Genomic DNA, 12,471 nt, shown 5'->3' on the forward strand with positions numbered 1-12,471 from the left:
GTGCGGCCGCCTTCGCGGATGGCGAAGCGCAGGCCTTGGTCCATGGCGATCGGGGTGATCAGCTCGACGTCCAGCTCGGCGTTGTCGCCCGGCATGATCATTTCCACGCCTTCGCGCAGCTTGATGATCCCGGTCACGTCCGTGGTGCGGAAGTAGAACTGCGGACGGTAGTTGGTGAAGAACGGGGTGTGACGGCCGCCTTCTTCCTTGGTCAGGATGTAGGCCTCGGCCACGAACTTGGTGTGCGGGGTGATCGARCCGGGCTTGCACAGCACTTGGCCGCGCTCGACGTCTTCACGCTTGGTGCCGCGCAGCAGCACGCCGACGTTGTCGCCGGCCTGGCCCTGGTCCAGCAGCTTGCGGAACATTTCCACGCCCGTGCAGGTGGTCTTCTGGACCGGACGGATGCCGACGATCTCGACTTCCTCGCCGACCTTGACGATGCCCTTTTCGACGCGGCCGGTGACCACGGTGCCGCGGCCCGAGATCGAGAACACGTCCTCGACCGGCATCAGGAACGGCAGGTCCAGCGGACGRGCCGGYTGCGGGATGTACTCGTCGACCGTCTTCATCAGCGCCAGGATCGACTCCTCGCCGATCTTCGGGTCGCCGCCGTCGATGGCSACCTTGGCCGAGCCCTTGGTGATCGGAATGTCGTCGCCCGGGAAGTCGTACGAGCTGAGCAGCTCGCGCACTTCCATCTCGACCAGCTCCAGCAGCTCTTCGTCGTCGACCAGGTCGACCTTGTTCATGTAGACGACCAGGGCCGGCACGCCGACCTGACGGGCCAGCAGGATGTGCTCGCGGGTCTGSGGCATCGGGCCGTCGGCGGCCGAAACCACCAGGATCGCGCCGTCCATCTGCGCCGCGCCGGTGATCATGTTCTTCACATAGTCGGCGTGGCCGGGGCAGTCGACGTGGGCGTAGTGACGGGCCGCCGTCTCATATTCCACGTGCGCGGTGTTGATCGTGATGCCGCGGGCCTTTTCTTCCGGCGCGGCGTCGATGTCGGCGTAGTTCTTCGCCGTSGCGCCGCCGGTCTTGGCCAGAATGATGGTGATCGCCGCCGTCAACGTCGTCTTGCCATGGTCAACGTGACCAATCGTGCCGATGTTGCAGTGCGGCTTGTTACGTTCGAACTTTTCCTTGGCCATCGTCTCTACCTTCGCGCCGGCGGGCTTGTTTCTGGGAAATATGTGTTCGCGGGCCTTTTCTTCCGGCGCGGCGTCGATGTCGGCGTAGTTCTTCGCCGTCGCGCCGCCGGTCTTGGCCAGAATGATGGTGATCGCCGCCGTCAACGTCGTCTTGCCATGGTCAACGTGACCAATCGTGCCGATGTTGCAGTGCGGCTTGTTACGTTCGAACTTTTCCTTGGCCATCGTCTCTACCTTCGCGCCGGCGGGCTTGTTTCTGGGAAATATGTGTTGGGAGCTGGAGCGGGTAGCGGGAATCGAACCCGCATCCTCAGCTTGGAAGGCTGCTGCACTACCATTGTGCTATACCCGCCAAGCTAGCGGGGTCGCGATCGGCTCCCGGTCTGGCTTCTTTGGGGTCCAGGCTTCTTGGGAGCTCTTGTCGCGCGTGGTGGGGGAAGCAGGACTCGAACCTGCGAAGGCGTACGCCAGGGGATTTACAGTCCCCCCCCTTTGCCACTCGGGACATTCCCCCAGCGCGCGACAGAGTTCCTTCAAAGCGGCCTTTCCTTCCTCGAAACCGGCGGCGGACCGCCCGTCACGAAAAAGGAACAAAAGCTTCCTCGAGACCTGTGAGACGATGCTAAAGCAGCGCCGCCCTGGCTCTTGGAAACCCTCAGGGCCCCAAATCGGAGCGCGTCTTATAGTGTCCTCTCATTCCGAACGCAACGACCGGAAAAAGCCTTCTTCGCCCGGACGTGATTTTCGTTCCAAGCCTCGGGAAAACAACAAGTTTTCTAAAGGTCAGGGCGACGCCAAGGACTGGATCTGGGGGACTCACGCCGTCGAGGCCGCGCTTTCCAACCCCGCCAGGCCCGTTCCGAAACGTCTTCTGGCCACCCCGGATCGCGCCAAGCGACTCGCGCCGAATCTGAGCCGCGCGCCCTTCCTGCAGATCATGGAGGGCCCCGACATCGCCCGTCAGCTGCCGGCCGGCGCGGTGCATCAGGGGATCGCCCTGAAGATCGACGAACCCGAGGCCCTCAGCGTCCACGACCTGGGAACGCCGGCCCAGGGCCTGCTGGTGATGCTGGACCAGATCACCGACCCGCAGAACATCGGCGCGATCTTCCGATCGGCCGCCGCCTTCGGGGCCAGGGGAATGATTCTGCAGGACCGCCACGCCCCGGCCCTGACCGGCGTGCTGGCCAAGACCGCCGTCGGCGCCGTCGACAAGATCCCCTACGCGCGCGTGGTCAATCTGTCCCGGGCCCTGGAGGAGCTGGCCGACCTGGGCTGGCGGGCCGTGGCCCTGGCCGGCGAGGCCGAACAGACCCTCGACCAGGTGCTGGACGACCGCCCGACGGTCCTGGTGCTGGGCTCGGAAGGCGAAGGCGTGCGCCGGCTGGTGGCCGAACACTGTGACGTCATGGGAAAAATTGCCATGCCGGGGGGCTTCGAAAGCCTGAATGTGTCCGCCGCGGCGGCTGTGGCGCTCTATGAAGCGTCGAAATTTCGCTCCAGGGATGAAATCGGTTCGTGAATCTCTCTTAACCGTTTTGATTTCGTCGCGATGACGTGGTTCTCTCAAGCTTGAAGACCGCGAGCACTGCTTGGCGGAGAGTTTAGACATGGGATCGGGGGACCCGATGTTGCATAACAAAGTCCGTTTGACGGCTCTGGCCGGCTGCGCGGTGGGCGTTTTGGTGATCGCCGGCTGCGGCGCGCGCGAGCCCGTCGAGGCGCCGCCCGCCGCGGCCGCGCCAGGCTATGGCGCCGCTCAGACGCCGGAACTGATGGGCGCGCCGCCCGCCGCCGAGGCCACGCCGGCCGACGGCCTGCTGGGCGGGCCCGCGCCGGCCGCGACGCCGGCTCCGGCGCCCGCATCGGCGCCCGCCTTCAGCTCCAATCCGAATCTGAAGACCTGGCGGCGCGCCGACGGCACGTGGGTCACCGCCATGGAGCCGATCGCCAATCCCAAGGCGACCCATCGTTCCGTGCGCTATGCGCCGCGCGCCGTCGCCGCGCCGGTCCGCCGGGCCCACGCCGCGCCCGCTCCGGTCGCCACGGCCAAGCCTGTCGTCGCGTCCGCGCCCGCCCCGGTGAAGCCGGTGGTCGCCGCCAAGCCGGTCGTCGCGCCGGTCGCGGCCGCCAAGCCCGTCCCGGCCAAGCCGATGACCAAGCTGGAGAAGCTGCAGGCCGCCGTCGCGCCGGAAGCCACCAAGGGCGCGACCCTGGCCACGGCCGAAAGCCTGACCCAGGGCAAGGAGGGCCAGGTCACCCTGTCCCTGCCCGCCACCCTCGGCGACCTGATCAAGAAGGAAGCCGCCAAGCTGGGCCTGACCAAGGCGGCCAAGAAGACCAGCGCCTATGCCGATCTGCAGGGCCAGGGCTACGAAATCACCCCGAACGGTCGCCAGACCGCCGTGGTCAAGGCCGGCGAGCCGGCGACCTTCGCCTGGCAGGTCAAGCCGACCCCCGCGGCCAAGGGCCCGCTGAAGTCGGACTTCGGCGTCGAGCTGAACGGAACCAAGCCGACCCAGGGCTTCACGCTGGGCTCGATCGCCAAGCAGGTCGCGCCGCTTCAGGAAGCGGTGAAGGAAAAGACCAAGGGCTTCCACTTCGCCATGCCCAAACTCGGGTTCGCGATGCCGGACCTGGGCCGCTACGAGACAGTCGACCTGCCCGGCGTCGGCAAGGTGGCGGGCAAGTCGCTGCTAGGCGGCGGGCTGGTGCTGCTGGCCCTGCTGATCCTGGTGGCGATCGCGCGCAACGCCTCGGCCGCCAAGGCCCGGGAAGAGCGCCGCCGCAAATTCCGCACCCTGACCGACTACGGCCGCAACGAGATGGAGCACGATGCGCCGCTCTCGTCCGCCAAGGTCAACTACGTCAACCCGATGGTCGCGGCCGCGGGCGGCGCCCTGGCCGGCGCGGCGGTGGCCAGCGCGGTCAACCATCATGACGACCACGGCCACGACGCTCACGGGCATGGCCACGCCGAAGCTGACCATCACGATGATCATGGCCATGACGACCATGCTCACGACGGCCACGCTCACGGCCACGACGACCACCACGCCGCGCCGGCGATGGCTCCCAAGGTCCTGAACCTCAGCGGCCACGAGGATCATGGCCACGGCCACGCTGATCATGGCCATGACGCCCACGCTGGCGACCACCACGACGACCACGGGCACGACGACCACCACGTCGCCCCGGCGGCGGGCGCGGCGGCCCTGGCGGTCAGCGGTCACGACCATGCCGACGCCCACGCCGGCGACCACCACGACGCCCATGGCCACGACGATCACGCTCACGGCCATGACGACCATGGTCACGGCGACGATCACCACGATGACCACGGGCATCACGCGCACGCCGATCACAAGGAACTTGCCCACGCTCACTAGGGGGTGCTTGCCAGACCCGCCCGCCTGCCGCATTGAGGCCGCATGTTTGACGCGCTCATAGCCCAGGTGGGCGGACTGAACGGTCCGTTCGCGGCCTTTCTCTCTGTTCTGATGATCGACCTCGTCCTGGCGGGCGACAACGCGGTGGCCGTGGGTCTGGCGGCCGGCGGCCTGCCCGCCCAGGACCGCAAGAAGGTCATTCTCTATGGCCTGGGCGCGGCCGTGGTGCTGCGCATCAGCTTCGCCCTGATCACCACCTGGTTGCTGGGGGTGATCGGCCTTCTGCTGGCCGGCGGCATCCTGCTGCTGTGGGTGTGCTGGAAGATGTGGCGCGAACTGCGCGAGCAGATCACTCACGACCAGACGGACGCCATGGCCTGCCTGGACGACGACCCGACCACCGAGCCCAAGGCCAGGCCGGTCAAGAGCTTCAAGCAGGCCTTCCTGCAGGTGTTGATCGCCGACGTCTCGATGTCGCTGGACAACGTGCTGGCCGTGGCCGGAGCCGCCCGCGAGCATCCGACCATCCTGGTGTTCGGCCTGTTGCTGTCGATCGTCCTGATGGGCCTGGCCGCCACCGCCATCGCCAATCTGCTGCACAAGCACCGCTGGATCGGCTTCATCGGCCTGGCCATCGTGCTCTACGTCGCCCTGCACATGGTCTGGGAAGGCCACCGCAGCGTGGTCATCGACCTGCACAAGACCGACGCCTACAACGCCGCCATGCCGTCGTTCCTGGACATCACGCCGGACGACCTGGCCTCGCACAACAGGCCCAAGTGATGCGCGGCCCGGCGCTCGTCGTCCGCCTGGCGGCGCTCAGCGGCTTCCTGGCCGTCGCCTTCGGCGCCTTCGCGGCGCACGGCGCCAAGGATGCCCGGGCGGCCGAACTGCTGCACACCGGCTCGCTCTATCAGATGACCCACGCCCTGGCGGTCTTCGGCTGGCTGGCCGTGCGCAAGGCGGGCGGCAAGACGGGCCTGACGACCCCTGCCCTGTTCCTGATCGGAACCGTGCTGTTCTCGGGCTCGCTGTACGCCCTGGCGTTCGGCGCGCCGCGGATCATGGGCATGGTCACGCCGTTCGGCGGCCTGTGCTTCCTGGCCGGCTGGCTGCTGCTGGCCTGGCGCGCGGGCGGCGTCAACCAGGATCGCGAAACCTAGGCCGCCGCCTTGCCGCGCCGGTCCTTGGGGACCGCCAGCAGGAAGATCGCCAGGCTCGACCCCAGCAGACAGACGAACATCACCGCCGCCACGGGCCTGGCCGTGCCGTCGTGCAGCAGGCCGCCGACCCAGGAGGCCAAGGCGCCCGCCCCGAACGAAGCCCCGCCCATCAGGGCCGAGGTCGAGCCCGCCCGGCTGGGATCGACGCTCAGCGCCCCGGCCATGGTGTTGCCGGCCATCAGGCCGTAGCTCGACAGCGCCGCGAACAGCAACGGCAGGACGGTGAACTGACCGCCCAGGCCGCTATAGGCGGCGGCGACCAGCAGGAAGGCGGCGAGGATCGAGGCGATGCTGGCCCGCACCAGCACCTGGTCGGGCGTGGCGCGGCGCAGCAGCAGGCGGTTGACCTGACTGGCCCCGATGATGCCCACGGCGTTGAAGGCGAAGATGATGTTGAACACCAGCGGCGCGTGACCGTAGGTCCCCATCACCAGGTCCGGCGCGGTCGAGATGTAGGTGAACAGGGTCGCGCCGTTCAGGGCCCCAGCCACGCCGTAGCCGACCAGCCGCTTCTGGCGCAGCAGCGCGAAATAGGCGCGGAACGGGTTCTCGGAGCGCGCCTGGGCCGCCGTGGCCTCCGACCGCGATTCCGCCAGGCTCAGCGCGATCCACAGGCCGATCAGCAGGCCGAAGACCGCCAGCGTCCAGAACACGCCGCGCCAGCCGGCGAAGAACTGCACGACGCCGCCGAACTGCGGAGCCAGCACGGGCGCCAGGCCCATGATCAGCGTCATCAGCGACAGCACCCTGGCCGTGTCGGCGTGGTTGAACTTGTCGCGCACCACCGCTCGGGCGATCACCGCCCCCGCGCAGCCGCCGAGGGCCTGGACGAAACGGGCGGCGATCAGCACCTCGATCGACGACGCCATCGCGCAGACCACCGAGGCTGCCACATAGATGCCGATGCCCACCAACAGGGGAAGCCGGCGTCCGAACCGGTCCGAGGCCGGGCCGTACAGGAACTGGCCGATCGCCATGCCGGCGAAGAACGCCGCCAGGGTGGCCTGAACGTCGTCGGCCCCCGCGTGCAGGGTCCGGCCGATGTCCGGCATGCTCGACAGGTACATGTCGATCGACATCGGCGCGAAGGCGGTCAGCGCGCCCAACATCAGGACGAGCCGCCAGGGCGTGGCGGCGGGCGCGGACTGTGGGTTGTCGGTCATGGCCGCGCTTTTACGCTTGTTTTCCGCAGGGGTAAGTCCTTGACCGTACGAATCGCGGCCTTGCCCGGCGGGACGTCCGCCTGCAAGGTGATCGCCAATAACATAAGCAGGAAACGCCATGACCCGTCTCGCGCCGCCGATGCCCGAGCCCGCGTTCGCCCAGATCAACGGGATCCGCATGGCTTATTACGAAGCGGGGCCGCGGGTCGGCACCCCGATCGTGCTGTGTCACGGCTTCCCGGAGTTCTCGTATTCCTGGCGATGGCAGATCGCGGCCCTGGCGGCGGCCGGCCGCTGGGTGATCGTTCCCGACCAACGCGGCTACGGCCTGACCGACCGGCCCGACGCGGTCGAGGACTACGACATGGCCCACCTGACCGGCGACCTGGTCGGGCTGCTGGACCACCTGGGCGTCCCGAAGGCGGTGTTCTGCGGTCATGATTGGGGCGGCCTGGTCGTCTGGCAGATGCCGCTGATGCATCCGGACCGGACCGCCGGCGTGGTGGGCGTCAACACGCCGTTCCTGCCGCGCCTGCCGGTCGACCCGATCACCGCGTTCCGCAACGCGTTCGGCGACGACATGTACATCGTCCACTTCCAGAAGCCCGGCGTGGCCGACGCCCAGCTGGCCGCCGACGTCGAAAAGACCATGCGCTATTTCATGCGCAAGCCGACCGGCGTGCAGGCCGCCTTCACCAGCGGCGAGACCGGAGGGCGCTCGCTGGCGCTGCAGGACGGCCTGGCTCGCTTCAACGTCGCCGACACCTCCGCCCAGCTTCTCGAACCCGAGGAATTGAGGACCTTCGTCGAGACCTTCCAGCGCACCGGCTTCACGGGCGGGATCAACTGGTACCGCAACTTCGTGCGCAACTGGGAGCGGGCCGAGCACCTGCCGACGCGGATCGACGGGATCCCCTGCCTGATGATCATGGCCGAGCACGACGTGGTGCTGCCGCCTTCCCTGGCCGACCGCATGGGCGACCAGATCTCGGACCTGGAGAAGGTGCTGGTCGAGGGCAGCGGACACTGGACCCAGCAGGAGGCGCCCGAGCGGGTGAACGCGCTGCTGATCGACTGGCTGGGGCGGCGGTTCCCGAACTAAAATATCCCGCTCATCCCGGCATTCGCCGGGATGAGCGGAATTTGGGGACGGTTCCTACCTCTGCTGTTCGGCCAAAATCTCCGCGCGACGTCGCATCGCCGCCGCCATCTGCAGCATGGCCAGGGCCGAGACCTCGTCGCGCTCGGTGGCGCGCACGGTGTAGAGCTGGGCCATCACCTGCAGGGAGATGACCTTGTCCAGGCCCTCGGGGCCCATCATCTCGGCGATCGCGCGGTCCAGCTCGGCCAGCTGGCGCGGGGTCAGCATGTCCAGCAGCTCTTCGTCGCTGAGGTCTTCGGGGTTGTTCATGACTCGGGAGAATACGGAAAAGCGGTGGGGGTTGCGATGGCGGACGGACTCTAGCCCTGGCCGGCCATGGCCTCGACCACGTGAGCGCGATACAGCACCGCCAGCAGGTCGGTCTGGGTGACGATGCCCTTGAGGGTGCGGTCGGCGTCGACCACCACCGCCTCGTGCACCGCGCCGCTCGACAGCAGGGGCAGCAGGGCCTGGATCGGCGTGGTCTCGCGCACGCGGTGGACGAACGGGTCGATCACCGTCTCGACCTTGCGCCGGCGGTTGGCCTGCAGCTCGGCGCGCCGCACCAGCCCCAGGACCTTGCGGTCGGCGTCGACCACGGGCGCGGTGCGCAGATCGTGCTCCTGCATGTAGAGCAGCGCGCTTTCGCAGGTCTGCTGCGGGTCCACGGCGATGACGTCGACCGACATGATGTCGCCGCACAGGATCTGGGCGTGCAGCCGCTGGTGGGCCCGCAGCTCGACCTGGCGGAACAGGGCGTCGAGGTCGTCACGGCTGACGTCCAGCAGTTCGCCGTACTGGGCCAGGGCGGCGTCCAGGTCGCCGGTCGTGAAGCCGGCCCGCGCGCCGGGCGGAGCGTCGCTGGTCTTGTGCGGGTTGATGGCGGCGACCGGCGCGCGGTGCGGATAGGTGTGTCCGGTCACCCGGTGAAACGCCATGCCGGCGATAACCAGCAGCAGCGAGTCCAGACCCACCGGGGTGAGCGCGAACATCCAGCCGGCCTTGGTCAGCTCCGGCCCGGCCAGGGCGCAGATCAGGGCCACGGCGCCGCCGGGCGGGTGGAGACAGCCGGCCAGGGACATCGCCGCGATGGCCACGCCCACCGCCAGAGGGCCGACGAACGGCGCGCCATGGAACAGCTGCGCGCAGGCGATGCCGACCAGGGCCGACAGGACGTTGCCGAACACCACCGAATGCGGCTGGGCCAGCGGACTGGCGGGCACGGCGAAGACCAGCACGGCCGAGGCCCCGATCGGCGCGATCAGCAGGGGCGAGGTCAGGGGCGCGCCCCCGGCGATCATCCTGGCGAGCAGACCGGCGGCCAAAAGGCCCAGCAAGGCGCCGAGACCGCCGCGACCGATATCGAGCCACCGGGCTGGGGTCGGCCGGCTCAGGGTCGGAAGGAGTCGCGCGATCATTCCCGTCCGATACGCGACCGAAGGGGGGAAATGAACCCCTCCCGCCGTTCCCTCGCCCCCCGAAACGGGTTTAGGGTTGCGCCATGGATCGCAACGCTTCCGCCACCCCCATGTCCGCCACCGGTCGCCGCGGCCTGTTTCGCGACATCGAGCCCTTCTCGTTCGGCTGGCTGAGCACGGATGGTCCACACGAGATCTATTACGAGGAATGCGGCGCGCCGCGCGGCAAGCCGGCGGTGATCCTGCACGGCGGTCCGGGCGGGGCGGTCAACCCGACCATGCGGCGGTTCTTCGACCCCAGCAAATGGCGCATGGCCCTGTTCGACCAGCGCGGCTGCGGCCGTTCGCGCCCGAACGCCAGCCTCGAGGACAACACCACCTGGAGCCTGATCGCCGACATCGAGCGGCTGCGCGAGCATCTGGGGATCGAGAAGTGGACCGTGTTCGGCGGCTCATGGGGCTCGACCCTGGCCCTGGCCTACGCCATCGCCCACCCCGACCGCGTCGAGGGCCTGGTGCTGCGGGGCATCTTCCTGCTGACCCAGAAGGAGCTGCGCTGGTTCTACCAGGACGGCGCCTCGATGCTGTTTCCGGACGCCTGGGAGCGGTTCCTGGCCCCGATCCCGGTCGAGGAGCGCGGCGACCTGATGGCCGCCTATCACCGCCGCCTGACCCATCCCGACCGCCGCATCCAGGCCGAGGCGGCCGGAGCGTGGAGCCAGTGGGAGGGCGACACCATCTCGCTTCGAGGCCCCGAAGCCCGGCCCCCGAAGTTCAACGAAGAAGACTTCGCCATCGCCTTCGCCCGGATCGAGTGCCACTTCTTCACCAACGGCGGGTTCTTCGAGGAGGACGGCTGGATCCTGAAGAACATCGACAAGATCCGCCACATCCCGGCCTGGATCGTCCAGGGCCGTTTCGACGTGGTGACCCCGCTCGACAGCGCCTGGTCGCTGCACAGGGCCTGGCCGGAAGCCAAGTTCGAGATCGTCTGGGACGCGGGCCACGCCTCGACCGAGCCGGGGATCATCGACGGTCTGGTGCGGGCGACGAACGCGGCGCTGACCGTCTAGGGATTGACCGGGGCACGCAGGGCCAGGCTCTCCCAGGCCGCCACCCCCGCCAGCACCAGCGTTGTGGCGATCGACAGCGCCAGCGGACTGAGCATCGGACTGACCGGCGCCAGCGCCACAAGGGCCAGCAGCCCCATGCCCCGCGACGGCGACCACCGGCGAAACACGGCTCGCTTGAACAGCAGGCCGCCCAGCAGGAACAGGAGCGGTCCGCCGATCAGGGCGGCGACGGTCTTCAGGTCGGCATGGCCCAGCGGATGGTGGATGGTCCATTCGTCGGCCACCGCGGTGACGATGATCCCGGCGATCGGCAGCAGGTGGATGTAGGTGTAGGCCATCCGCGCCACCTGTCCGGGGTTTCGCGACCGGCTGATCGCCTCGCTGGCCGCCTCGGCGGTGACCGCGAAATAGATCCACCACATGGCCAGGCTGCCGGCGAAGGCGGCCAGGAAGGCGGCGATCACCATCGGCGTCCAAGCCAGGGTCGCGGTTGTCGCTCCCATGACCAGAATCGACTCGCCCAGAGCGATGATCGTGAACAGGGCGCAGCGCTCGGCCAGATGGCCGCCCTCGACGTCCCATTCCTCGGCGCGAGCCCGCCCCAGGGCCGGCGTCCAGAATCCCAAGGCCGGCGAGATGTATTCCAGGATGATCGCCCCGCCCCAGAGCGCCAGGCGCGCGCCGTCCTCGGCCAGGCCGCCGGCGATCCACAACACGCCCGACATCCCGAACCAGGCGGATATCCGGATGAAGTTGCGGCTCTGGAAGGGATGGCCGCGCATGGCCCAGGCCGTGAACACGCTGCGCCCCAGTTGGATCGCCACGAAGGCCGCGGCGAAGATCAGGCCGCGCTCGCCGAACGCCTTGGGGATCGACATGGTCAGGACCATGCCAACCACCATCACCGCGAACAGCATGATCCGCACCGGCTTCCGCTCGGGATCCAGCCAGTTGGTGACCCAGGCGGTGAAGATCCACGCCCACCAGACGGCCATCAGCAGCAGCCCGGTCTCGACCACCCGCGCCAACGTCGGATGCTCCATCAGGCCGTGCGACAACTGGGTGATCGCGAACACGAACACCAGGTCGAAGAACAGCTCGACATAGGTGACTCGCGCATGTCCCCCCGAGGCCCGGTCGCGGAGCATATGACGGCTTGGCATGTCGATTTTCCCTGTCGGCGAGTCGCAGCCTAAAGCGTGACAGCCGAAAGTGGATGCCGGTTTTCGGCGCTCGTCGCGCGCCCAGGAAAGCGTGACAGCCGAAAGTGGATGCCGGTTTTCGGCGCTCGTCACGCGCCCGGGCAAGCATTCGCATGACCAGGGTCGAACGTTTTGCCGTCCAACGCACTTCTGTTGGTATGGACCCCGCAGATCTCCTTCCCCATCGCCCCGCCCTGATCGGCGCCGCCATCGCCTTGACGATCGGGCTGGCGGGCGGGCTGATCCTGAAGATCGGTCCTCAGACCGCGCCGCAGACCGAAACCGCCTTCGCGGCCGAGAGCTCGTATGCCCAGGCCGAACCGATCGCCTGGCCCCGCGGCAAGGTTCCCGACTACGTGATCGGCACCGACTTCCTGCGCGCCCAGCAGTATCGGGAACCGCCGGTGGTCGTGGCGTCCTACGAGGTCCCCGAATACGTCCCGGTCACGTGGACCGAGCCAACGCCCCAGGCGCGGCCCGTCCAGTTGGCGCGGGCGGACGAACGAACCTGGCCGTCGACCAGCGGCGACATCCTGAACACCCGCCTGCCGGAGGATGCGCCGCGTCCGCCGGAAGCCCCCGAGGCGATCGAAGCGCCTGACGCCTCCGACGCCCCCGCCCCCGTCGACATGGCCGCCTACTAGAGACCCAGGACGGCCTTCCCCTTGCAGCCAACCGCTCCAGGCCGCGGCGCGTGTTCCATTTCGC

At 68.4% G+C, this 12,471-nt stretch carries 12 protein-coding genes and 2 tRNA genes; 7 read left to right on the top strand and 7 right to left on the bottom strand.

The genetic code is table 11. The annotated features are described in order from the left end of the window. From tuf to ASD38_RS07555, 3 genes are all read right to left on the bottom strand, one after another. Positions 1-1,379: elongation factor Tu (gene tuf, locus ASD38_RS07545; protein WP_082560703.1), on the bottom strand; the 1,379-nt coding region annotated here is incomplete at its 3' end. A gap of 53 nt (positions 1,380-1,432) precedes the next feature. Continuing rightward, positions 1,433-1,506, bottom strand: a tRNA-Gly gene (locus tag ASD38_RS07550). Positions 1,507-1,582: 76 nt separating this feature from the next. Next, positions 1,583-1,668: transfer RNA gene (locus ASD38_RS07555), tRNA-Tyr, on the bottom strand. Positions 1,669-1,839: 171 nt separating this feature from the next. On the opposite strand from ASD38_RS07555, the gene rlmB reads away from it, so the two are divergent. The 4 genes from rlmB to ASD38_RS07575 all read left to right on the top strand — a co-directional run bounded on the left by rlmB (position 1,840) and on the right by ASD38_RS07575 (position 5,706). Then, entirely contained in the window at positions 1,840-2,676 is an 837-nt protein-coding gene (gene rlmB, locus ASD38_RS07560; RefSeq protein ID WP_056459023.1) for a 23S rRNA (guanosine(2251)-2'-O)-methyltransferase RlmB, read from the top strand. 106 nt (positions 2,677-2,782) lie between these two features. Beyond that, complete coding sequence (gene stpX / locus ASD38_RS07565) at positions 2,783-4,543, top strand: stalk-specific protein StpX (protein WP_235523792.1); 1,761 nt, start codon at positions 2,783-2,785, stop codon at positions 4,541-4,543. 42 nt (positions 4,544-4,585) lie between these two features. Further along, a complete protein-coding gene (locus ASD38_RS07570) occupies positions 4,586-5,326 on the top strand; it encodes a TerC family protein (RefSeq protein WP_056459029.1) in 741 nt (246 codons plus the stop codon). Further along, positions 5,326-5,706, top strand: coding sequence for a DUF423 domain-containing protein (locus ASD38_RS07575; protein ID WP_056441226.1), 381 nt, complete (start codon positions 5,326-5,328; stop codon positions 5,704-5,706). Before ASD38_RS07570 ends, ASD38_RS07575 begins: the two co-directional genes overlap by 1 nt. Here the strand turns inward: ASD38_RS07575 and ASD38_RS07580 are convergent. Further along, positions 5,703-6,929 carry a multidrug effflux MFS transporter gene (locus ASD38_RS07580; RefSeq protein ID WP_056459030.1) on the bottom strand — a complete coding sequence of 409 codons (1,227 nt, stop codon included), beginning with the start codon at positions 6,927-6,929 and terminating at the stop codon, positions 5,703-5,705. The genes ASD38_RS07575 and ASD38_RS07580 overlap by 4 nt on opposite strands. 118 nt (positions 6,930-7,047) lie before the next feature. Between ASD38_RS07580 and ASD38_RS07585 the strand changes: the two genes are divergently transcribed. Further along, positions 7,048-8,031: an alpha/beta fold hydrolase gene (locus ASD38_RS07585; protein WP_056441232.1), complete on the top strand. Its 984-nt coding sequence runs from the start codon at positions 7,048-7,050 to the stop codon at positions 8,029-8,031. Positions 8,032-8,085: 54 nt separating this feature from the next. Here ASD38_RS07585 and ASD38_RS07590 read toward each other — a convergent pair whose 3' ends face one another. After that, positions 8,086-8,340 carry a hypothetical protein gene (locus ASD38_RS07590; RefSeq protein WP_056441235.1) on the bottom strand — a complete coding sequence of 85 codons (255 nt, stop codon included), beginning with the start codon at positions 8,338-8,340 and terminating at the stop codon, positions 8,086-8,088. 50 nt (positions 8,341-8,390) lie between these two features. Then, the gene (locus ASD38_RS07595; RefSeq protein WP_056459033.1) at positions 8,391-9,488 is read right to left on the bottom strand and encodes an HPP family protein; all 1,098 of its coding nucleotides are present in this window, start codon (positions 9,486-9,488) and stop codon (positions 8,391-8,393) included. An 83-nt stretch (positions 9,489-9,571) separates the two neighbouring features. On the opposite strand from ASD38_RS07595, the gene pip reads away from it, so the two are divergent. Continuing rightward, entirely contained in the window at positions 9,572-10,561 is a 990-nt protein-coding gene (gene pip / locus ASD38_RS07600; protein ID WP_056441241.1) for a prolyl aminopeptidase, read from the top strand. Here pip and ASD38_RS07605 read toward each other — a convergent pair. Beyond that, positions 10,558-11,724, bottom strand: coding sequence for a low temperature requirement protein A (locus ASD38_RS07605; protein ID WP_056459035.1), 1,167 nt, complete (start codon positions 11,722-11,724; stop codon positions 10,558-10,560). The genes pip and ASD38_RS07605 overlap by 4 nt on opposite strands. 197 nt (positions 11,725-11,921) lie before the next feature. Here ASD38_RS07605 and ASD38_RS07610 point away from each other — a divergent pair, with 197 nt between their 5' ends. Next, positions 11,922-12,407, top strand: a complete 486-nt coding sequence (locus ASD38_RS07610) for a hypothetical protein (protein ID WP_056459038.1) — start codon at positions 11,922-11,924, stop codon at positions 12,405-12,407. Positions 12,408-12,471: the final 64 nt, after the last annotated feature.

Origin of the sequence: Caulobacter sp. Root487D2Y (genome assembly GCF_001427165.1) — a bacterium.
Taxonomy (GTDB): domain Bacteria; phylum Pseudomonadota; class Alphaproteobacteria; order Caulobacterales; family Caulobacteraceae; genus Caulobacter.